Below are 19,724 nucleotides of genomic sequence, written 5' to 3'. Positions count from 1 at the left end.
TTTCGGTACAAATACAGTCATCTGATGCGGGAACTTACTTGTCGCCTAACTGCTCTGACATGGTGTTACCCGGGTTCGGCGTACGCGGTTCATCAACCGGACGAGGAGCCTTTGGACTACCATTGTCGCCAGAATTGTTAGAAGCGCCTGGTTCTTCCCAGCCCGCTGGCGGACGTACATCGCGACGTGCCATCAGGTCATCAATCTGCGGTGCGTCGATAGTCTCATATTTCATGAGAGCATCTTTCATCGCATGCAGAATATCCATATTGTCGGTCAGAAGCTGACGCGCACGATTATAGTTACGCTCAATCAGTGCTTTCACTTCCTGGTCGATGATACGTGCAGTTTCATCGGACATATGTTTCGCTTTCGCTACGCTACGGCCGAGGAACACTTCACCTTCTTCTTCCGCGTACAGCAGTGGACCCAATTTCTCAGAGAAGCCCCACTGAGTCACCATGTTACGTGCCAGGTTGGTCGCAACTTTAATATCGTTGGACGCACCGGTAGATACATGTTCCGGCCCGTAGATGATCTCTTCTGCCAGACGACCACCGTACAGCGTAGAAATCTGGCTTTCCAGTTTCTGACGGCTGGCGCTGATTGCGTCGCCCTCAGGCAAGAAGAAAGTCACACCCAGCGCACGACCGCGTGGGATAATCGTCACTTTGTGCACCGGATCGTGTTCCGGCACCAGGCGACCGATAATCGCATGACCCGCTTCGTGGTAAGCCGTCGATTCTTTCTGCGCTTCCGTCATCACCATGGAGCGACGTTCCGCACCCATCATGATTTTGTCTTTCGCTTTCTCGAACTCAACCATCGACACAACGCGTTTGTTGCCACGAGCAGCGAACAGTGCCGCTTCGTTCACCAGGTTCGCCAGGTCAGCACCGGAGAAACCAGGAGTACCACGGGCAATGATTGCCGCGTCGATATCGGGTGCCAATGGTACGCGACGCATGTGAACTTTCAGGATCTGCTCACGACCGCGAACATCTGGCAAGCCGACCACAACCTGACGGTCGAAACGGCCAGGACGCAGCAGGGCCGGGTCGAGAACGTCCGGACGGTTAGTCGCGGCGATAACGATGATACCTTCGTTACCTTCGAAGCCATCCATCTCAACCAGCATCTGGTTCAGAGTCTGTTCACGTTCATCGTGACCACCGCCCAGACCAGCGCCACGCTGGCGGCCTACGGCGTCGATTTCATCGATAAAGATGATGCACGGTGCCGCTTTCTTCGCCTGTTCGAACATGTCACGAACACGGGATGCACCCACACCGACGAACATTTCTACGAAGTCAGAACCGGAGATAGTAAAGAACGGAACTTTCGCTTCGCCTGCAATCGCTTTCGCCAGCAGCGTTTTACCGGTACCCGGAGGACCGACCATCAAGACGCCTTTCGGGATCTTACCGCCGAGTTTCTGGAAGCGGCTCGGCTCGCGCAGATACTCAACCAGTTCAGCAACTTCTTCTTTTGCTTCGTCGCAGCCCGCAACGTCAGCAAAGGTCGTTTTGATCTGATCTTCCGTCAGCATGCGCGCTTTGCTCTTACCAAACGACATGGCACCTTTGCCACCGCCGCCCTGCATTTGACGCATGAAGAAGATCCAGACACCAATCAGCAACAGCATCGGGAACCAGGAGATGAAGATAGAAGCCAGCAGGCTTGGTTCTTCAGGCGGTTCACCGACAACCTTGACGTTCTTGGTCAACAGGTTATCCAGTAATTTCGGATCCTGAACCGGAATGTAAGTGGTATAACGGTTACTATCTTTCTTGGTAACGTTGATTTCACGTCCGTTGATACGCGCTTCACGAACCTGGTCGTTATTGACCTCTTGTAGGAAGGTAGAGTAATCCACCTTACGGCCATTAGACTCGCTGGGCCCAAAGCTCTGGAATACTGACATCAGCACAACGGCAATGACCAGCCAGAGTATTAGGTTTTTCGCCATGTCACTCAAGGGATTAACCTCTTATTACAACTGTGTTAAAAACAGCGTCAGGATACTCTATATCCAGCATCTTTCAAACTTTCGTCTGAAATCTCCCGGTTAGGGTTTACGCCCGGTCGCTACAATATACACTTCCCGCGAACGTGCACGAGAAGAGTCCGGCTTACGAACTTTGACCTTCGTAAACAGGGAGCGAATTTCCCTTAGATACTCATCGAAACCTTCGCCCTGGAACACCTTCACTACAAAACTGCCACCTGGCGCTAATACATCACGACACATTTCTAGCGCCAGTTCCACCAGATACATGGCACGGGGGATATCCACCGCCGGTGTTCCGCTCATGTTTGGTGCCATATCGGACATGACAACCTGGACTTTGCTGTCGCCAACGCGCTCCAGCAGTGCTTTCATCACCAGTTCATCACGAAAATCGCCCTGAAGAAAGTCCACACCAACGATAGGATCCATAGGTAAAAGATCGCAAGCGATGATGCGGCCTTTGCCGCCAATTTGGGTGACCACATATTGTGACCAACCACCCGGAGCAGCACCAAGGTCGACAACCGTCATTCCCGGTTTAAAGAGTTTGTCACTTTGCTGTATTTCATCAAGTTTAAACCAGGCACGGGAACGTAACCCCTTTTTCTGTGCCTGTTGAACATATTTATCGCTAAAGTGTTCCTGAAGCCAGCGGCTGGAGCTGGCAGAACGCTTCTTACCTGTCATTTAACTTTCCCATGGGGATAACTCATCGTAACCAATTGCGTAAATTTTTACGCGCCTATTTGGTGATATATGGGAGATGGCGGTAGAATGACCCGTTTTCAATCCCAACGTAAGCAAAAAATACGATGAATCTGAGTACTAAACAAAAACAGCACCTGAAAGGTCTGGCACATCCGCTCAAGCCAGTTGTTCTGCTTGGCAGTAATGGTTTGACCGAAGGGGTGCTGGCCGAGATTGAACAAGCGTTAGAGCACCATGAACTCATCAAGGTGAAAATCGCCACCGAAGATCGCGAAACTAAAACCTTGATCGTGGAAGCTATCGTGCGCGAAACCGGCGCCTGTAATGTACAGGTCATCGGTAAAACGCTGGTGCTTTATCGCCCAACTAAAGAACGTAAAATCTCGCTGCCACGCTAAGATTATCCTAAAGTTACACACATTTGCTGTGTAAAACGAGGGGTTTTCCGCAGGCAGGAGAGCAAAATGCCACGCTCTGTTCGTTGATAAAAGGCCGCATAGCGGCCTTTTTCCTTTCTTTACAATACATCAACATCTTGAGTATTGGGTAATTCTTACAGGTATTCCACCTTAATTACTTCAAATTCTACTTCGCCGCCCGGCGTTTTGATGACCACAACATCATCTTCTTCTTTGCCGATCAGGCCACGAGCAATAGGCGAGTTTACAGAAATCAGGTTTTGTTTAAAGTCAGCTTCGTCATCGCCAACGATGCGATAAGTCTGTTCTTCGTCAGAATCGAGATTCAGCACCGTTACGGTAGCACCAAAAATAACGCGCCCATTGTTGGGCATTTTGGTGACATCAATCACCTGCGCGTTTGACAGCTTGGCTTCGATGTCTTTGATACGGCCTTCGCAGAAGCCCTGCTGTTCACGAGCTGCGTGGTATTCGGCGTTTTCTTTCAGGTCGCCATGCTCACGCGCTTCCGCGATAGCAGCAATGATTTCAGGACGGCGCACAGATTTCAGAAAATCCAGCTCTTCGCGTAATTTTTCAGCGCCGCGTAAGGTCATCGGAATAGCTTGCATTTGTTATACCTCTTGAATATTCCTGATGGGGCAAGTCTTCACCCACCCCGGCTGTTCGGCCTGCCCGGCATAACTCCTCACCGGGACCAGAAGCAAAAAAATACCGACCCGGGTACAAGTCCCAGGTCAGCTACAATTCACATTTTGATAGTCATTTTACCCTGAAGTTCCCGAAGGGTCATCGTTTACTTTATAGGGCGTTGCGCCGTAGTATGACGGCTCGATTCCAGGTTGTTAGCGCGAGATTATGCGATTTTCCAGATTTATCATCGGATTGACCAGCTGTATAGCGTTCAGTGTTCAGGCCGCAAATGTTGATGAGTATATTACTCAACTCCCCGCTGGTGCCAACCTTGCCCTGATGGTGCAAAAAGTCGGCGCGTCGGCCCCCGCTATTGATTACCACAGTCAGCAGATGGCGCTGCCCGCCAGTACGCAGAAAGTGATTACTGCGCTGGCGGCGTTGATTCAACTCGGCCCCGATTTTCGTTTTACCACGACGCTTGAAACCAAAGGCAATGTGGAAAACGGCGTACTTAAGGGTGACTTAGTGGCGCGATTTGGTGCCGATCCGACGTTAAAACGTCAGGATATTCGCAATATGGTCGCGACTTTGAAAAAATCTGGCGTCAACCAAATCGATGGCAATGTGTTGATAGATACCTCCATTTTCGCCAGCCACGATAAAGCCCCCGGCTGGCCATGGAATGACATGACACAATGCTTTAGCGCTCCGCCTGCCGCCGCCATAGTTGACCGCAACTGTTTCTCCGTCTCGCTCTACAGTGCCCAAAAACCCGGTGATATGGCCTTTATACGCGTGGCATCTTATTACCCCGTTACGATGTTCAGCCAGGTACGCACCCTCCCCCGTGGTTCTGCCGAAGCGCAATACTGCGAACTGGATGTGGTGCCAGGCGACCTGAACCGCTTTACGCTGACGGGATGCCTGCCACAACGTTCTGAGCCGCTCCCGTTGGCTTTTGCCGTACAGGATGGAGCCAGCTATGCCGGGGCAATTCTGAAAGATGAGTTAAAACAGGCGGGTATCACCTGGAGTGGAACACTGCTGCGCCAGACTCAGGTTAACGAACCTGGAACGGTAGTTGCCAGTAAACAGTCGGCCCCGCTGCACGATCTGCTTAAGATTATGCTGAAAAAGTCAGACAACATGATCGCCGATACGGTTTTCCGCATGATAGGCCATGCGCGCTTCAATGTGCCTGGAACATGGCGGGCCGGGTCGGACGCCGTGCGTCAGATCCTGCGCCAGCAAGCCGGTGTCGATATTGGAAACACCATTATTGCCGATGGTTCAGGGCTTTCGCGGCATAACCTGATTGCCCCCGCCACCATGATGCAGGTGCTGCAATACATTGCCCAACACGACAATGAACTTAACTTTATCTCCATGCTGCCGCTGGCGGGCTATGACGGCTCTTTGCAGTACCGTGCAGGTCTGCATCAGGCGGGCGTGGATGGCAAAGTCTCAGCGAAAACCGGTTCGTTGCAGGGGGTATATAACCTGGCGGGATTCATTACCACAGCGAGCGGGCAACGAATGGCGTTTGTGCAATATCTTTCTGGCTATGCAGTAGAACCGGCGGATCAGCGTAATCGCCGTATTCCGTTAGTGCGTTTCGAAAGCCGTTTGTATAAAGATATTTACCAGAACAATTAGTCAAAAAGAAACCCCGGCATATGGCCGGGGTTTCAGATTATTGACAAAGTGCGCTTTGTTTATGCCGGATGCGGCGTGAACGCCTTATCCGGCCTACAAAATCGTGCAAATTCAATATATTGCAATCATCTTGTAGGCCTGATAAGTGTAGCGCATCAGGCTTATTTGGCATTGGTCATTAGTGATTAACGCTTGTAAATGAACTCAACGCCTTCTTCGTCGTCTTCGTCCCAGTCGTCATCCCAGTCCTCATCATCCTCTTCAGCAATCTCTTCAAGCTGCTGGCGATGATAATCATCCCACATGAATTCGACTTTCTCTGGCTGTTTCGCTTCTTCAGCCTGCACGACCGGGTTTTCAATGATAAAGGTCATCACATCCCAGCAGAGATCTTTCACGCCCAGTCCGCTCGCCGCAGAGATCAGATAATATTTATCTTCCCAGCCCAGCGCCTCAGCGATCGCTTTCGCTTTCTCTTCGGCTTCTGCCTTATCCAGCAGATCGATCTTGTTGAACACTAACCAACGCGGTTTCGCCGCCAGATCCTGGCTGTATTTTTCCAGCTCGCTGATAATAATACGCGCGTTTTCAACCGGATCGGTGCCGTCAATCGGATCGATATCGATGAGGTGCAACAGGACGCGGCAACGTTCCAGGTGCTTCAGGAAGCGGATACCCAGACCTGCGCCTTCCGCAGCGCCTTCAATCAGTCCTGGAATATCGGCAACAACGAAGCTCTTTTCGTTGTCCATTCGTACCACACCCAGACTTGGCACCAGAGTGGTAAACGGATAATCCGCCACTTTCGGTTTAGCCGCCGATACCGCGCGAATAAAGGTCGATTTCCCCGCGTTTGGCATCCCCAACATACCGACGTCAGCCAGCAGCATCAGCTCCAGCAGCAGCTCACGCTTATCACCCGGCGTACCGTTGGTTTTCTGCCGTGGTGTACGGTTAACGGACGATTTGAAACGGGTATTGCCCAGACCGTGCCAGCCGCCCTTAGCAACCAGCAGACGCTGACCGTGTTTAGTCATATCGCCCATGGTTTCACCAGTACCCTGGTCGATTACACGCGTACCTACCGGCACTTTAATCGTCACGTCTTTACCGCGCTTACCGGTACAATCGCGGCTTGCGCCGTTCTGACCGCGCTCTGCACGGAAAGATTTTTCAAAACGATAATCGATAAGCGTGTTCAGGTTTTCGTCGGCTTCCATCCATACGTCACCACCATCACCACCGTCGCCGCCATCCGGGCCGCCTTTCGGAATATACTTTTCGCGGCGGAAGCTCACGCAACCATTACCGCCATCACCTGCAACGACCAGAATCGATGCTTCATCAACAAACTTCATTTTATTCTCCGTAAATCATTCGCCTGCGCGGGGTTGCGATACCACCGTTGTATGCTTACGTAATCCGCCCCAAATACGATGACCAATGGCGGAATACATCGCGCCCGCAACCACGACAAACGCACCGAGATAACCTAAAAGGTTTAACATCGGTCTGGCGAAGAAATCGGGCCAGGCCAGTGATAAAAGATCTGAAAAAAACAGCGTAAACAGTGGGGTGAGCGTGATGATCGCGCTCACCTGCGCTGCCTGCCAGCGAGCCATCGCTTCCGCCAGGGCGCCATATCCTACCAATGTATTCAGTCCGCAAAAAATTAAACATGCGAGCTGCCAGTGGCTAAGCTGCGCTATCACTCCAGGCTTTGCCAGAGGGAAGAGCGCGATTGTACATAAAGTGTACAGCAAAAACAGGATCTGCGGTGAGGCCAGCCGACGCAATAAAACCTTTTGCGCCACGCCATAACTCACCCAAACCGTCGCCGCACCGACCCCAAAGATGACTCCCCAGGTGTAATCAGTGAGCTTTGTAAATATCTCGACCAGACTGGTGTTAAAAAACATCACCAGGCCGCTCAGGAGCATCAATGCCCCTACAACCTGAGTGCTGCGCATTTTCTCTTTCAGGATAAATACGCTGGCAACCATCATGCCAACTGGCGAGAGTTGCCCAATCATCTGCGAAGCGGTCGGACTCAGGTATTGCAAGGATGAGCTGAACAGGATGAAGTTCCCAAACAGCCCGGCGGTCGCCACTGCCAACAAAATCAACCAGCGTGGCTTACGAAACACGCGTAATGGCGGCAACCTCTTCTTCACCGCAAGAATGGCACCCAGGCCAATACTCGCCATCAAGAAACGGTAAAACACGATTGTCGGAGGTTCCATCACCTCCAGCACCTGCTTCATTGCGATTGGCAACGCCCCCCAGCAAATTGCTGTGGTGAGCGCCAAAAGAATGCCAATGCCTGCCTGCTGCTTCATACCGTATTCCCTGCAAAGCGCATTTGCGGATTAACGTCGCACCATGCTCATTTTTACCGGTTATCGAATGTAAAAAGCCCCGCAACGTGTTGCGGGGCTTTCATCCGTTACCGGGACGCGAAAAACTTATTCAGCTTCGATGCTGATAAATTTACGGTTTTTCGGGCCTTTAACTTCGAATTTCACTTTACCGTCTGCTTTAGCAAACAGAGTGTGGTCACGACCGCAACCTACGTTAGCGCCAGCGTGGAATTTGGTACCACGTTGACGAACGATGATGCTACCCGCCAGAACGGATTCGCCACCGAAACGCTTAACGCCCAGGCGTTTAGCTTCTGAATCGCGACCGTTACGTGTGGAGCCGCCAGCCTTTTTATGTGCCATTTGAAATCTCTCCTCAGGTCTTAGGCGCTGATGCCAGTAATTTTCACATCAGTGAACCACTGACGATGGCCCTGCTGCTTACGATAGTGTTTACGACGACGAAACTTAACGATTTTAACTTTCTCGCCACGACCGTGAGCAACAACTTCAGCTTTGATTACGCCGCCATCAACGAAAGGAACGCCGATTTTGACTTCTTCACCGTTTGCGATCATCAGCACTTCAGCGAACTCAACAGTTTCGCCAGTTGCGATGTCCAGCTTTTCCAGGCGAACGGTCTGACCTTCGCTTACTCGGTGTTGTTTACCACCACTTTGGAAAACCGCGTACATATAAAACTCCGCTTCCGCGCACACCTTTTCAATGATTCAGAGTGCGCTATAAATATTCACAATAGGGCGCGAATATTACGCAAAACGCACGCCTTTGACAAGTGCTACAGTCAATACACGAAGAAAAAAAACACAACTTGTACGGTAACGTTTATCTGTGCCATTTTTTCAGTACAATCACCCTATATTCCTAACCATAAACCCTAAGTTGCCTTTGTTCACAGTAAGGTAATCGGGGCGAAAAGCCCGGCTTTTGCGATGAATTTAGAAAAAATCAATGAGTTAACCGCGCAAGATATGGCGGGTGTTAATGCGGCAATCCTTGAGCAGCTTAATTCCGACGTCCAACTGATCAATCAGTTAGGCTATTACATCGTCAGCGGCGGCGGTAAACGTATTCGTCCGATGATTGCTGTACTGGCTGCACGAGCTGTTGGCTATGAGGGAAATGCGCATGTCACCATTGCTGCCTTGATCGAGTTTATCCACACGGCGACTCTGCTACACGACGACGTTGTGGATGAATCAGATATGCGCAGGGGTAAAGCTACCGCCAACGCCGCATTTGGCAATGCCGCCAGCGTGCTGGTAGGCGATTTTATTTATACCCGCGCTTTCCAGATGATGACCAGCCTCGGTTCACTCAAAGTGCTGGAAGTCATGTCAGAAGCCGTAAACGTCATCGCAGAAGGTGAAGTTCTGCAACTGATGAATGTTAACGATCCGGACATCACTGAAGAAAACTACATGCGCGTTATCTATAGCAAAACCGCGCGTCTGTTTGAGGCTGCCGCGCAGTGTTCCGGAATTCTGGCTGGCTGTACGCCGGAGGAGGAGAAAGGCCTGCAGGATTATGGGCGCTATCTCGGCACTGCTTTCCAGTTGATCGACGATTTACTCGATTACAATGCCGATGGCGAACAGTTAGGTAAAAACGTCGGCGACGATCTGAACGAAGGTAAACCGACGCTGCCGCTGCTGCATGCGATGCATCATGGCACACCAGAACAGGCACAGATGATCCGTACCGCCATCGAACAGGGTAACGGTCGCCATCTTCTGGAACCGGTTCTGGAAGCAATGAACGCTTGTGGATCTCTTGAATGGACGCGTCAGCGCGCCGAGGAAGAAGCAGACAAAGCCATCGCAGCGTTACAGGTGCTCCCGGACACCCCTTGGCGAGAAGCACTCATCGGCCTCGCGCACATCGCTGTTCAACGCGATCGTTAATCCCCTCCCCTCATCCCGCGCAGTGCGCGGGATGATTCCAGTAAACTCCATAAGAATACTTATTCAGCGTAATAATGCACTGAAAAACCAGTGTATACATCTTTATATATTCTGAATATTCACACTCTTTACAGGAACTTTTTAGAGCAATCGGCCATCAGGAGTATAGTGATGCTCGACAGAAGAAGTGTTCTGAATGAAAGCGACTAACTTAAGGAGTGAGGAAAGATGGAAAGTAATTTCATTGACTGGCATCCCGCTGACATCATTGCGGGTTTGCGCAAGAAGGGAACGTCAATGGCGGCGGAATCTCGCAGAAATGGTTTGAGTTCCTCAACGCTGGCGAATGCATTATCGCGCCCATGGCCGAAAGGAGAGATGATTATTGCGAAGGCCCTGGGAACTGACCCCTGGGTTATCTGGCCATCACGCTACCATGATCCGCAGACCCATGAGTTTATCGACAGAACGCAGTTGATGCGTAGCTACACTAAACCGAAAAAATGAGTGGTCTGGCGGTAGCCCCGCGTACGGGGCTGCCAGCTTTCAGACGATTACTCGCCTTTCACACGCTCAATATTTGCACCTAAAGCGCGCAGTTTGTCTTCAATGCGTTCGTAGCCACGATCGATGTGATAAATACGATCAACCACCGTCGTCCCTTCCGCAATACAGCCAGCCAGCACCAGGCTTGCTGATGCACGCAGATCGGTTGCCATAACCTGTGCGCCAGAAAGTTTTTCAACACCGTGACAAATAACGGTATTGCTTTCGATTTCGGCGTGCGCGCCCATACGGCTCAGCTCTGGCACATGCATAAAGCGGTTTTCAAAGACCGTTTCGGTGATGAATCCAGTCCCTTCTGCCACCAGGTTCAACAGCGTGAACTGGGCCTGCATATCGGTCGGGAATGCCGGATGCGGCGCGGTACGTACGTTAACAGCCTTCGGACGTTTGCCATGCATATCCAGGCTAATCCAGTCTTCGCCGACTTCGATGTCCGCTCCAGCGTCACGCAGTTTCGCCAGCACGGCGTCGAGAGTATCTGGCTGCGCGTTACGGCAGATAATTTTGCCGCGAGAAATCGCCGCCGCCACCAGGAATGTACCGGTTTCGATACGATCCGGCAGCACGCGATAGACACCGCCGCCTAAACGTTCCACACCTTCGATGACGATACGATCGGTGCCCTGACCGCTAATTTTCGCACCCAGCGTAATCAGGAAGTTCGCGGTATCGACGATTTCCGGTTCACGCGCTGCGTTTTCAATAATCGTGGTGCCTTCCGCCAGGGTTGCAGCACACATGATGGTCACCGTTGCGCCAACGCTGACTTTATCCATCACGATATGTGCGCCTTTCAGACGACCATCGACGGAAGCTTTAACGTAACCTTCTTCCAGTTTGATGGTCGCGCCTAATTGTTCGAGGCCAGAAATGTGTAGATCAACCGGACGCGCACCGATCGTACAACCGCCAGGTAGTGAAACTTGCCCCTGACCAAAGCGCGCTACCAGCGGCCCCAGTGCCCAGATAGAAGCACGCATGGTTTTAACCAGATCGTAAGGTGCGCAGAATACATTAACGTCGCGGGCATCAATATGCACAGAACCATTACGTTCTACTTTCGCACCCAGCTGGCTTAGCAGCTTCATTGATGTATCGACGTCTTTCAGTTTCGGGACGTTCTGGATCTCTACCGGTTCTTCCGCCAGTAGAGCGGCAAAAAGGATAGGCAGAGCAGCATTTTTAGCGCCGGAAATTGTGACTTCGCCCTGGAGCTTCGTTGGCCCCTGAACACGAAATTTATCCATTTAGTTTGTTCTCAGTTAACAATTCATATCCGCTACCGGCGAATCGCCCATAGCTCAAAAGCCGTTCAGTTTGCGATCGCGCGCCCACTCCGCAGGGGTATACGCTTTGATCGACACAGCATGAATGCGGTTATCCGCAATATATTCCATCAGCGGACCATAGACCGTCTGCTGTTTTTTAACCCGACTCATGCCGTCAAACAACTCACCCACGGCAATAACCTGAAAGTGGCTGCCATCGCCGGAAACGTGGACTTCCTGGAGGGAGAGAGCGTTCATCAACACGCTCTGAATTTCATTATTTTCCATGGGATCTTCAATCATCAGTTAATAAACCAGCGAAACATCTTAGAGCAAAGTTGCGCTGGCATAAATAAGCAAAAAGCCTCGCTGATAAATCAGACAAGGCTCGACTTGCAGGCAGGTTTGCCGGACAGGCGGTTAACGCCATATCCGGCCTGAAAAAATTTAACGAGGCAGAACATCAGCAGGCAAATTATACAATTTCGCCAGGGTATACACTTTGTCGTTTACCCCCTGAAGCGTCACATTGTTGCCCTGCTTTTTCGCCAGATCGATAAGATGGAGCAGCAGTGCCAGTCCCCCCGTATCCACGCGGGAGACACGGCTAAGATCGATGCAGGTAATCCCCTTCACCGCTTCCTCACGCATTTCCCAAAGCGGTAGCAAAACGTCCTGATCCAGCTCTCCGGATAACGCCAGCGTGTCACCCGTCTGCATCCAGCTCAGTGACTCGCTCATTATTTTTTCTCTTCCAGAGTGATTTTCTGTTGAGAAATCGATTTCAGTTGCGCAGTCAGGCCGTCGATACCTTTGGTACGCAGCAGCGTTCCCCACTCGTTTTGTTTGGTGGTGATCATACTGACGCCTTCAGCAATCATGTCGTAAGCCTGCCAATTGCCCGTCTGGGAGTTTTTACGCCACTGGAAGTCCAGACGCACCGGCGGACGGCCATTCGGGTCAATAATGGTAACGCGAATAGGCACAATGGTTTTATCGCCCAGCGGCTGTTCTGGCGCAATCTGATAGGTTTGACCGTGATACATCGCCAGCGCCTGACCGTAAGCCTGCTTCAGGTACTCACGGAAAGCGGCAAAGTAGGCTTCACGTTGAGCAGGGGTCGCACTCTTGTAATACTGGCCCAGCACCAGCGCACCGGCGTATTTCACCTGTACGTATGGCAGCAGTTCCTGATCAACAATGGTACGCAGATAATCCGGGTTGGCCCGAATTTGCGGTTGCTCATTCTTCAGGCGATCGAACGTTTTCTGCGCCGCCTCGTCCATCAGCTTATACGGATTGGTCTGGTCTGCCGCGGTTGCCGCACTCAGAGGTGCAATCACCAGCAAAGCGACCATCATTAAACGTTTAAACATGCGTCGGTTCTCCTGAAATTATTTCGTTGTACCCACAGGTTCAGTGGTTTCATTATTACCTGGCGCAGCAGCTGGCGCATCGCCACTATTCTTATTGTCATCGCCTTTACTACCGTAAAGGAACTGACCAATGAGATCTTCCAGCACCATCGCAGACTTAGTGTCCTGAATTGTATCGCCATCCTTCAGGATAGCAGTCCCCAGTTCCGGGTCTTCAAAACCGACGTTTAATGCCAGATATTGTTCCCCCAGCAGGCCGGAAGTACGAATGCTCAGCGAACTGGTATCTGGAATGTGGTTATAACGTTGTTCAATTTCCAGCGTTACGCGCGGCAGATAGGTTTTCGGGTCCAGCGTAATATCCGCCACCCGACCCACAACAACGCCACCAATACTGACCGGAGAGCGCGCTTTCAGGCCGCCAATGTTATCGAACGTCGCATAAAGCGTGTAGGTCGGTTCAGTACGTATGGACGTCACGTTCGCCGCCTTCAGGCAAACAAACAGCGCCGCCAGCAGTGCTGCTAATAAAAAGATACCCACCCAAATTTCATTTTTTTTCGTTTGCATGAACTCAATTCCCAAACATCAATGCGGTCAGCACAAAATCCAGCCCCAGAACAGCCAGAGACGAGTGGACAACGGTGCGAGTGGTTGCCCGGCTAATCCCGGCAGACGTCGGGATGGCGTCGTAGCCGTTAAACAACGAAATCCACGTCACCGTGATGGCGAACACCACGCTCTTAATCAGACAGTTGACCAGATCCATACGCCAGTCGACGGCATTTTGCATTGCCGACCAGAAGAACCCGCTATCAATGCCTTTCCAACTGACGCCGACCAGAGATCCGCCCCAGATCCCCACGGCGACGAAAATAACCGTCAACAGTGGTAATGAAATAACCCCAGCCCAGAAACGGGGAGAAATAACCCGACGCAGCGGATCCACCGCCATCATCTCCATACTGGAGAGTTGCTCTGTAGCGCGCATCAGGCCGATTTCTGCGGTTAGCGCCGAACCAGCACGCCCGGCAAACAACAACGCGGCAACCACCGGCCCCAGTTCACGCAGTAGCGATAACGCCACCAGCATACCCAGACTGGTTTCCGCACTATAAGTGGTCAGAACCAGATAACCTTGCAGCCCCAACACCATTCCGATGAACACGCCAGAAACCACAATAATCAGCATCGACAGGACGCCGACATTATAGAGCTGGCGCACCAGCAGCGGCGCATGTTTGCGAAATTCCGGTTTGCCGACCAGCGCATTGAATAACATTAACCCGGCCCGCCCGAACGTTCTCAGGGTTTTAATCCCTTTATGTCCGAGCGACGCCAGCGCATTTAACAGCATGAGTGGCTTAACTCCCTGGTAAAAGATCAGCGTGATAATCGCCGGCAGGATAGCGGAACGGAACAGGCCCGTCAGCTATCCCGTCCAGAAACTGACGTACGCGCGGATCAGGATTCGCCTGCAACGCCTGGGCACTGCCATGAGCGACAATTTTTTTGTCTGCCAGGATCCAGGCGTGATCCGCAATACTTAACACTTCCGGCACATCGTGAGAAACCACCACACAAGTCACGCCCAGCGCGCTGTTCAGCTCAGAAATCAGCTTCACCAGTACGCCCATGGTGATGGGATCTTGCCCAACAAAAGGTTCATCAAACATGATGAGATCCGGCTCCAGCGCAATCGCACGCGCCAGCGCTGCACGCCGCGCCATCCCACCGGAAAGTTCAGAAGGCATTAGTTTAGCCGCTCCACGCAGCCCCACGGCCTCCAGCTTCATCATCACCGTACTATGCAACAATGGCGCGGGAAGTTGGGTATGTTCGCGCAGTGGATAGGCGACGTTGTCAAATACGTTCATATCAGTGAACAACGCCCCGGACTGAAATAACATGCTCATCCGTTTGCGCACTGTATACAGGCGCGAACGAGACATCGCCGGAATATTCTCACCATCGAAAAGGATCTCACCATGATCTGGTGCGATTTGCCCGCCAATCAGACGGAGTAGCGTCGTTTTACCGATGCCCGATGGCCCCATGATCGCCGTGATCTTCCCTCGCGGCACTGTCAGGGAAATATTATCGAAGATGCAGCGATTGCCACGCGTAAAACTGACATCGCGCATATCGACTAAATTCGCCACAGACTGCTCCATAATTCACCCTTCGTCTTGCGTTGATTTTCTAAGCATGGCGCTCAATTTAACCTTGAACCCAACATATTTACAGAATATTACCCGCCGTGGTTAGCGAAAGCTGGCATTTGTTTTACTTTTTAGCCGCATAAAGTCAAAATTAAGAATCCGTTACGGCTTTCTGAAAATCTTCAGCGGACCGGCGAGTATACCTGAAGAAAGGACGTTAGATGCTTTTAGCTACGGCACTGTTAATTGTTGGTTTACTTTTGGTCGTTTACAGTGCCGACCGCCTGGTTTTTGCCGCGTCTATTCTTTGCCGAACCTTTGGCATCCCGCCGCTGATCATCGGCATGACGGTGGTCAGTATTGGTACATCGTTACCAGAAGTCATCGTCTCGCTTGCCGCGTCTCTGCACGAACAACGCGATTTAGCCGTTGGTACAGCCCTCGGCTCAAACATTATCAATATATTGCTGATCCTCGGTCTGGCTGCGCTGGTTCGTCCTTTTACCGTCCATTCTGATGTTCTACGCCGTGAATTACCCTTAATGTTGTTGGTCAGCGTGGTGGCCGGTTCCGTACTCTATGACGGACAACTTAGTCGCAGCGATGGTATCTTTCTCCTCTTTCTGGCTGTGCTATGGCTGCTGTTCATTGTTAAACTTGCACGTCAGGCTGAACGTCAGGGGACTGACAGCCTGACCAGAGAGCAGCTTGCAGAGCTGCCGCGTGACGGCGGATTGCCCGTCGCGTTTTTATGGCTCGGCATTGCGCTTATCATCATGCCAGTGGCCACGCGGATGGTGGTTGATAACGCCACGGTGCTGGCGAATTACTTTGCCATCAGCGAGTTGACGATGGGTCTGACGGCAATTGCTATCGGAACCAGCCTGCCGGAACTGGCAACCGCAATAGCGGGGGTTCGCAAAGGTGAAAACGACATTGCTGTCGGAAATATCATTGGCGCAAACATTTTTAATATTGTCATCGTGTTGGGTTTACCCGCGCTGATAACGCCAGGAGAGATTGATCCACTGGCGTACAGTCGTGACTACAGCGTGATGTTGCTGGTGAGCATTATTTTTGCGTTGCTGTGCTGGCGGCGCTCCCCGCAACCGGGCCGTGGTGTAGGGGTATTATTAACTGGCGGATTTATCGTATGGCTGGCGATGTTGTACTGGTTATCGCCAATACTCGTTGAATAACTGGAAACGCATTATGTCGCACGTAGAGTTACAACCGGGTTTTGACTTTCAGCAAGCAGGTAAAGAAGTCCTGGCGATTGAACGTGAATGCCTGGCGGAGCTTGATCAATACATCAATCAGAATTTCACGCTTGCCTGTGAAAAGATGTTCTGGTGTAAAGGGAAAGTTGTCGTCATGGGGATGGGAAAATCGGGGCATATTGGGCGAAAAATGGCGGCAACGTTTGCCAGCACCGGTACACCTTCATTTTTCGTCCATCCTGGTGAAGCCGCGCATGGTGATTTAGGCATGGTTACCCCACAGGATGTGGTGATTGCTATCTCTAACTCTGGTGAATCCAGCGAAATCACGGCCTTAATTCCAGTGCTTAAGCGTCTTCACGTACCGTTAATCTGCATCACCGGTCGCCCGGAGAGCAGCATGGCGCGCGCCGCAGATGTGCATCTGTGTGTTAAAGTAGCGAAAGAAGCCTGTCCGTTAGGGCTGGCACCGACCAGCAGCACCACCGCCACGCTGGTTATGGGCGATGCCCTCGCTGTCGCGCTGTTAAAAGCACGCGGCTTTACTGCTGAAGATTTTGCGCTCTCACACCCAGGCGGCGCACTGGGTCGTAAACTTCTGCTGCGCGTAAACGATATTATGCATACGGGCGATGAGATCCCGCATGTTAAGAAAACGGCCAGTCTGCGTGACGCATTGCTGGAAGTTACCCGCAAAAATCTTGGTATGACTGTCATTTGCGATGACAATATGATGATTGAAGGCATCTTTACCGACGGTGATTTACGCCGTGTCTTCGATATGGGCGTGGATGTTCGTCAGTTAAGTATTGCCGATGTGATGACGCCGGGGGGAATACGTGTGCGCCCTGGCATTCTGGCCGTTGAGGCACTGAACTTAATGCAGTCCCGCCATATCACCTCCGTGATGGTTGCCGATGGCGACCATTTACTCGGTGTGTTACATATGCATGATTTACTGCGTGCAGGCGTAGTGTAAAGATTCAAGGATAAACAACAATGAGCAAAGCAGGTGCGTCGCTTGCGACCTGTTACGGCCCTGTCAGCGCCGACGTTATGGCAAAAGCAGAGAACATTCGTCTGCTGATCCTCGACGTTGATGGCGTACTGTCAGATGGCCTGATTTATATGGGCAATAACGGCGAAGAGCTGAAAGCGTTCAATGTTCGTGACGGTTATGGCATTCGTTGTGCGCTCACCTCTGATATTGAAGTCGCTATCATTACCGGGCGAAAGGCTAAACTGGTAGAAGATCGTTGTGCCACATTGGGGATCACTCACTTGTATCAGGGGCAGTCAAACAAACTGATCGCCTTTAGCGATCTGCTGGAAAAACTGGCGATTGCCCCGGAAAATGTGGCTTATGTCGGCGATGATCTCATCGACTGGCCGGTAATGGAAAAAGTGGGTTTAAGCGTCGCCGTGGCCGATGCGCATCCACTGTTGATCCCGCGCGCCGATTACGTGACGCGCATTGCTGGCGGTCGTGGCGCAGTGCGCGAAGTTTGCGACTTATTACTCCTGGCGCAGGGCAAACTGGATGAAGCCAAAGGGCAATCGATATGAGTAAAGCCAGACGTTGGGTTATCATTGTGCTATCACTGGCGGTTCTGGTGATGATCGGCATTAATATGGCCGAAAAAGACGATACCGCCCAGGTGGTCGTCAACAACAATGATCCCACCTATAAAAGCGAGCATACGGACACGCTCGTCTATAACCCAGAAGGGGCACTAAGCTATCGATTGATTGCTCAACACGTTGAATATTATTCCGATCAGGCCGTTTCGTGGTTTACGCAGCCGGTACTTACCACGTTTGATAAGGATAAAATCCCGACATGGTCCGTAAAAGCAGATAAAGCCAAGCTGACCAATGACCGGATGCTCTATTTATATGGACACGTTGAAGTCAACGCACTTGTGCCGGACTCTCAACTTCGCAGAATCACGACGGATAACGCGCAGATCAATCTGGTGACGCAGGATGTTACCTCTGAAGACCTCGTCACGTTATACGGAACAACATTTAACTCCAGCGGTCTGAAAATGCGCGGCAACTTACGCAGCAAGAACGCCGAGCTGATTGAAAAGGTTAGAACATCCTATGAAATTCAAAACAAACAAACTCAGCCTTAATCTTGTGCTTGCCAGCTCACTTCTGGCCGCCAGCATTCCGGCATTTGCCGTAACCGGAGACACTGATCAGCCGATCCACATTGAATCGGACCAGCAATCTCTTGATATGCAAGGCAACGTGGTTACCTTTACCGGTAATGTCATCGTCACCCAGGGCACCATCAAAATTAATGCCGACAAAGTGGTCGTTACCCGTCCGGGCGGCGAACAAGGTAAAGAAGTGATTGACGGCTACGGTAAACCGGCAACGTTCTACCAGATGCAGGACAACGGTAAACCCGTTGAAGGTCACGCTTCCCAGATGCACTACGAACTGGCAAAAGATTTTGTCGTTCTGACGGGTAATGCTTATCTGCAGCAGGTCGATAGCAACATTAAGGGCGATAAGATCACTTACCTGGTGAAAGAGCAGAAAATGCAGGCTTTCAGCGACAAAGGCAAGCGCGTAACCACCGTTCTGGTGCCGTCGCAGCTGCAGGATAAAAACAACAAAGGCCAGACCCCGGCACAGAAGAAGGGTAATTAATTCGTTATGGCAACATTAACTGCAAAGAACCTTGCAAAAGCCTATAAAGGCCGTCGCGTGGTAGAAGACGTCAGCCTGACCGTCAACTCCGGGGAAATCGTCGGTCTGCTGGGGCCAAACGGTGCCGGTAAGACCACCACTTTCTACATGGTTGTAGGCATTGTGCCGCGCGATGCGGGCAACATCATTATTGATGATGACGATATCAGTCTGCTGCCACTGCATGCACGCGCGCGCCGCGGTATCGGCTATCTGCCACAGGAAGCCTCCATTTTCCGTCGCCTCAGCGTTTACGATAACCTGATGGCGGTACTGCAAATTCGTGACGACTTGTCTGCTGAACAACGTGAAGACCGCGCGAACGAGCTGATGGAAGAGTTTCACATTGAGCACCTGCGTGACAGCATGGGGCAGTCACTCTCCGGGGGTGAACGTCGCCGTGTAGAAATTGCCCGCGCACTGGCTGCGAATCCGAAATTTATTCTGCTCGACGAACCGTTTGCCGGGGTTGACCCGATCTCGGTTATCGACATTAAACGCATCATTGAGCACCTGCGCGACAGCGGCCTGGGCGTGCTGATCACTGACCACAACGTGCGTGAAACACTGGCGGTTTGTGAACGCGCTTATATCGTCAGTCAGGGGCATTTGATCGCCCACGGCACGCCTACAGAAATCTTACAAGACGAACACGTTAAGCGTGTATACCTTGGGGAAGACTTCAGACTCTGATAGGGTAGAAGTTTGCGACG

24 protein-coding genes are annotated in these 19,724 nt (G+C 51.6%); 10 read left to right on the top strand and 14 right to left on the bottom strand.

The window, feature by feature from the left end; all coding sequences use genetic code 11:
- Positions 1-34: 34 nt before the first annotated feature.
- Positions 35-1,969, bottom strand: coding sequence for an ATP-dependent zinc metalloprotease FtsH (gene ftsH, locus ACU8XX_RS02710; RefSeq protein ID WP_001107467.1), 1,935 nt, complete (start codon positions 1,967-1,969; stop codon positions 35-37).
- Positions 1,970-2,068: 99 nt separating this feature from the next.
- Positions 2,069-2,698, bottom strand: coding sequence for a 23S rRNA (uridine(2552)-2'-O)-methyltransferase RlmE (gene rlmE, locus ACU8XX_RS02705; protein WP_000145975.1), 630 nt, complete (start codon positions 2,696-2,698; stop codon positions 2,069-2,071).
- A 125-nt stretch (positions 2,699-2,823) separates the two neighbouring features.
- On the opposite strand from rlmE, the gene yhbY reads away from it, so the two are divergent.
- Positions 2,824-3,117, top strand: coding sequence for a ribosome assembly RNA-binding protein YhbY (yhbY, locus tag ACU8XX_RS02700; RefSeq protein WP_001054420.1), 294 nt, complete (start codon positions 2,824-2,826; stop codon positions 3,115-3,117).
- Between the two features lie 155 nt (positions 3,118-3,272).
- Here the strand turns inward: yhbY and greA are convergent, their stop codons facing one another.
- A complete protein-coding gene (greA, locus tag ACU8XX_RS02695) occupies positions 3,273-3,749 on the bottom strand; it encodes a transcription elongation factor GreA (protein ID WP_001148001.1) in 477 nt (158 codons plus the stop codon).
- Positions 3,750-3,996: 247 nt separating this feature from the next.
- Between greA and dacB the strand changes: the two genes are divergently transcribed.
- Positions 3,997-5,430: a serine-type D-Ala-D-Ala carboxypeptidase gene (dacB, locus tag ACU8XX_RS02690; RefSeq protein ID WP_001212623.1), complete on the top strand. Its 1,434-nt coding sequence runs from the start codon at positions 3,997-3,999 to the stop codon at positions 5,428-5,430.
- Positions 5,431-5,615: 185 nt separating this feature from the next.
- Here dacB and cgtA read toward each other — a convergent pair whose 3' ends face one another.
- The 4 genes from cgtA to rplU form a co-directional block, all read right to left on the bottom strand.
- On the bottom strand, positions 5,616-6,788 hold the full coding sequence (gene cgtA / locus ACU8XX_RS02685; protein WP_000673561.1) for an Obg family GTPase CgtA: 1,173 nt from the start codon (positions 6,786-6,788) through the stop codon (positions 5,616-5,618).
- 15 nt (positions 6,789-6,803) lie between these two features.
- The gene (locus ACU8XX_RS02680; RefSeq protein WP_112033958.1) at positions 6,804-7,769 is read right to left on the bottom strand and encodes a DMT family transporter; all 966 of its coding nucleotides are present in this window, start codon (positions 7,767-7,769) and stop codon (positions 6,804-6,806) included.
- A 126-nt stretch (positions 7,770-7,895) separates the two neighbouring features.
- Positions 7,896-8,153 (bottom strand): 50S ribosomal protein L27, encoded by a 258-nt coding sequence (gene rpmA / locus ACU8XX_RS02675; RefSeq protein WP_000940595.1) that lies wholly within the window; start codon positions 8,151-8,153, stop codon positions 7,896-7,898.
- A 20-nt stretch (positions 8,154-8,173) separates the two neighbouring features.
- Positions 8,174-8,485 carry a 50S ribosomal protein L21 gene (gene rplU / locus ACU8XX_RS02670; RefSeq protein ID WP_000271401.1) on the bottom strand — a complete coding sequence of 104 codons (312 nt, stop codon included), beginning with the start codon at positions 8,483-8,485 and terminating at the stop codon, positions 8,174-8,176.
- A gap of 258 nt (positions 8,486-8,743) precedes the next feature.
- On the opposite strand from rplU, the gene ispB reads away from it, so the two are divergent.
- On the top strand, positions 8,744-9,715 hold the full coding sequence (ispB, locus tag ACU8XX_RS02665) for an octaprenyl diphosphate synthase (RefSeq protein WP_001047336.1): 972 nt from the start codon (positions 8,744-8,746) through the stop codon (positions 9,713-9,715).
- A 228-nt stretch (positions 9,716-9,943) separates the two neighbouring features.
- Entirely contained in the window at positions 9,944-10,222 is a 279-nt protein-coding gene (gene sfsB / locus ACU8XX_RS02660) for a DNA-binding transcriptional regulator SfsB (protein WP_000445413.1), read from the top strand.
- Between the two features lie 47 nt (positions 10,223-10,269).
- On the opposite strand, the gene murA is transcribed toward sfsB, so the two are convergent.
- From murA to mlaF, 7 genes are all read right to left on the bottom strand, one after another.
- On the bottom strand, positions 10,270-11,529 hold the full coding sequence (gene murA / locus ACU8XX_RS02655) for a UDP-N-acetylglucosamine 1-carboxyvinyltransferase (RefSeq protein WP_000357259.1): 1,260 nt from the start codon (positions 11,527-11,529) through the stop codon (positions 10,270-10,272).
- A gap of 54 nt (positions 11,530-11,583) precedes the next feature.
- Entirely contained in the window at positions 11,584-11,838 is a 255-nt protein-coding gene (gene ibaG, locus ACU8XX_RS02650; RefSeq protein ID WP_000429656.1) for a BolA family iron metabolism protein IbaG, read from the bottom strand.
- A 159-nt stretch (positions 11,839-11,997) separates the two neighbouring features.
- On the bottom strand, positions 11,998-12,291 hold the full coding sequence (mlaB, locus tag ACU8XX_RS02645) for a lipid asymmetry maintenance protein MlaB (RefSeq protein ID WP_000004488.1): 294 nt from the start codon (positions 12,289-12,291) through the stop codon (positions 11,998-12,000).
- Positions 12,291-12,926: a phospholipid-binding protein MlaC gene (gene mlaC / locus ACU8XX_RS02640; RefSeq protein WP_000476487.1), complete on the bottom strand. Its 636-nt coding sequence runs from the start codon at positions 12,924-12,926 to the stop codon at positions 12,291-12,293. The genes mlaB and mlaC overlap by 1 nt, the downstream gene beginning before the upstream one ends.
- 18 nt (positions 12,927-12,944) lie before the next feature.
- Positions 12,945-13,496, bottom strand: a complete 552-nt coding sequence (mlaD, locus tag ACU8XX_RS02635) for an outer membrane lipid asymmetry maintenance protein MlaD (RefSeq protein WP_001296448.1) — start codon at positions 13,494-13,496, stop codon at positions 12,945-12,947.
- A 4-nt stretch (positions 13,497-13,500) separates the two neighbouring features.
- A complete protein-coding gene (gene mlaE, locus ACU8XX_RS02630) occupies positions 13,501-14,283 on the bottom strand; it encodes a lipid asymmetry maintenance ABC transporter permease subunit MlaE (protein WP_000925795.1) in 783 nt (260 codons plus the stop codon).
- A 7-nt stretch (positions 14,284-14,290) separates the two neighbouring features.
- Positions 14,291-15,100, bottom strand: a complete 810-nt coding sequence (mlaF, locus tag ACU8XX_RS02625; protein ID WP_000438245.1) for a phospholipid ABC transporter ATP-binding protein MlaF — start codon at positions 15,098-15,100, stop codon at positions 14,291-14,293.
- Between the two features lie 209 nt (positions 15,101-15,309).
- Between mlaF and ACU8XX_RS02620 the strand changes: the two genes are divergently transcribed.
- The 6 genes from ACU8XX_RS02620 to lptB are packed head-to-tail and all read left to right on the top strand — an operon-like array spanning position 15,310 to position 19,704.
- The gene (locus ACU8XX_RS02620; protein ID WP_000922901.1) at positions 15,310-16,287 is read left to right on the top strand and encodes a calcium/sodium antiporter; all 978 of its coding nucleotides are present in this window, start codon (positions 15,310-15,312) and stop codon (positions 16,285-16,287) included.
- A gap of 13 nt (positions 16,288-16,300) precedes the next feature.
- Entirely contained in the window at positions 16,301-17,287 is a 987-nt protein-coding gene (kdsD, locus tag ACU8XX_RS02615) for an arabinose-5-phosphate isomerase KdsD (RefSeq protein ID WP_001295557.1), read from the top strand.
- A gap of 20 nt (positions 17,288-17,307) precedes the next feature.
- Positions 17,308-17,874 (top strand): 3-deoxy-manno-octulosonate-8-phosphatase KdsC, encoded by a 567-nt coding sequence (kdsC, locus tag ACU8XX_RS02610; RefSeq protein ID WP_000030016.1) that lies wholly within the window; start codon positions 17,308-17,310, stop codon positions 17,872-17,874.
- On the top strand, positions 17,871-18,446 hold the full coding sequence (gene lptC, locus ACU8XX_RS02605) for an LPS export ABC transporter periplasmic protein LptC (protein ID WP_000030537.1): 576 nt from the start codon (positions 17,871-17,873) through the stop codon (positions 18,444-18,446). Before kdsC ends, lptC begins: the two co-directional genes overlap by 4 nt.
- Positions 18,415-18,972, top strand: a complete 558-nt coding sequence (lptA, locus tag ACU8XX_RS02600) for a lipopolysaccharide ABC transporter substrate-binding protein LptA (RefSeq protein WP_000669785.1) — start codon at positions 18,415-18,417, stop codon at positions 18,970-18,972. The genes lptC and lptA overlap by 32 nt, the downstream gene beginning before the upstream one ends.
- 6 nt (positions 18,973-18,978) lie before the next feature.
- Positions 18,979-19,704 carry an LPS export ABC transporter ATP-binding protein gene (gene lptB, locus ACU8XX_RS02595; RefSeq protein WP_000224099.1) on the top strand — a complete coding sequence of 242 codons (726 nt, stop codon included), beginning with the start codon at positions 18,979-18,981 and terminating at the stop codon, positions 19,702-19,704.
- Positions 19,705-19,724 lie beyond the last annotated feature (20 nt).

This window comes from Escherichia sp. MAL-1 (genome assembly GCF_052948035.1).
The sequence above is the reverse complement of the archived record's forward strand: the minus strand, read 5'-3'. Positions and strand labels throughout refer to the sequence as shown.

Coding starts and splice junctions, on each gene's coding strand:
- murA (WP_000357259.1), bottom strand. CDS start 11,529: ATGGATAAATTTCGTGTTCAGGGGCCAACGAAGCTCCAGGGCGAAGTC.
- rplU (WP_000271401.1), bottom strand. CDS start 8,485: ATGTACGCGGTTTTCCAAAGTGGTGGTAAACAACACCGAGTAAGCGAA.
- lptB (WP_000224099.1), top strand. CDS start 18,979: ATGGCAACATTAACTGCAAAGAACCTTGCAAAAGCCTATAAAGGCCGT.
- mlaF (WP_000438245.1), bottom strand. CDS start 15,100: ATGGAGCAGTCTGTGGCGAATTTAGTCGATATGCGCGATGTCAGTTTT.
- rpmA (WP_000940595.1), bottom strand. CDS start 8,153: ATGGCACATAAAAAGGCTGGCGGCTCCACACGTAACGGTCGCGATTCA.
- mlaB (WP_000004488.1), bottom strand. CDS start 12,291: ATGAGCGAGTCACTGAGCTGGATGCAGACGGGTGACACGCTGGCGTTA.
- mlaE (WP_000925795.1), bottom strand. CDS start 14,283: ATGCTGTTAAATGCGCTGGCGTCGCTCGGACATAAAGGGATTAAAACC.
- dacB (WP_001212623.1), top strand. CDS start 3,997: ATGCGATTTTCCAGATTTATCATCGGATTGACCAGCTGTATAGCGTTC.
- ACU8XX_RS02620 (WP_000922901.1), top strand. CDS start 15,310: ATGCTTTTAGCTACGGCACTGTTAATTGTTGGTTTACTTTTGGTCGTT.
- lptA (WP_000669785.1), top strand. CDS start 18,415: ATGAAATTCAAAACAAACAAACTCAGCCTTAATCTTGTGCTTGCCAGC.
- cgtA (WP_000673561.1), bottom strand. CDS start 6,788: ATGAAGTTTGTTGATGAAGCATCGATTCTGGTCGTTGCAGGTGATGGC.
- ibaG (WP_000429656.1), bottom strand. CDS start 11,838: ATGGAAAATAATGAAATTCAGAGCGTGTTGATGAACGCTCTCTCCCTC.
- mlaC (WP_000476487.1), bottom strand. CDS start 12,926: ATGTTTAAACGTTTAATGATGGTCGCTTTGCTGGTGATTGCACCTCTG.
- rlmE (WP_000145975.1), bottom strand. CDS start 2,698: ATGACAGGTAAGAAGCGTTCTGCCAGCTCCAGCCGCTGGCTTCAGGAA.
- ispB (WP_001047336.1), top strand. CDS start 8,744: ATGAATTTAGAAAAAATCAATGAGTTAACCGCGCAAGATATGGCGGGT.
- mlaD (WP_001296448.1), bottom strand. CDS start 13,496: ATGCAAACGAAAAAAAATGAAATTTGGGTGGGTATCTTTTTATTAGCA.
- ftsH (WP_001107467.1), bottom strand. CDS start 1,969: ATGGCGAAAAACCTAATACTCTGGCTGGTCATTGCCGTTGTGCTGATG.
- yhbY (WP_001054420.1), top strand. CDS start 2,824: ATGAATCTGAGTACTAAACAAAAACAGCACCTGAAAGGTCTGGCACAT.
- lptC (WP_000030537.1), top strand. CDS start 17,871: ATGAGTAAAGCCAGACGTTGGGTTATCATTGTGCTATCACTGGCGGTT.
- greA (WP_001148001.1), bottom strand. CDS start 3,749: ATGCAAGCTATTCCGATGACCTTACGCGGCGCTGAAAAATTACGCGAA.
- sfsB (WP_000445413.1), top strand. CDS start 9,944: ATGGAAAGTAATTTCATTGACTGGCATCCCGCTGACATCATTGCGGGT.
- kdsC (WP_000030016.1), top strand. CDS start 17,308: ATGAGCAAAGCAGGTGCGTCGCTTGCGACCTGTTACGGCCCTGTCAGC.
- ACU8XX_RS02680 (WP_112033958.1), bottom strand. CDS start 7,769: ATGAAGCAGCAGGCAGGCATTGGCATTCTTTTGGCGCTCACCACAGCA.
- kdsD (WP_001295557.1), top strand. CDS start 16,301: ATGTCGCACGTAGAGTTACAACCGGGTTTTGACTTTCAGCAAGCAGGT.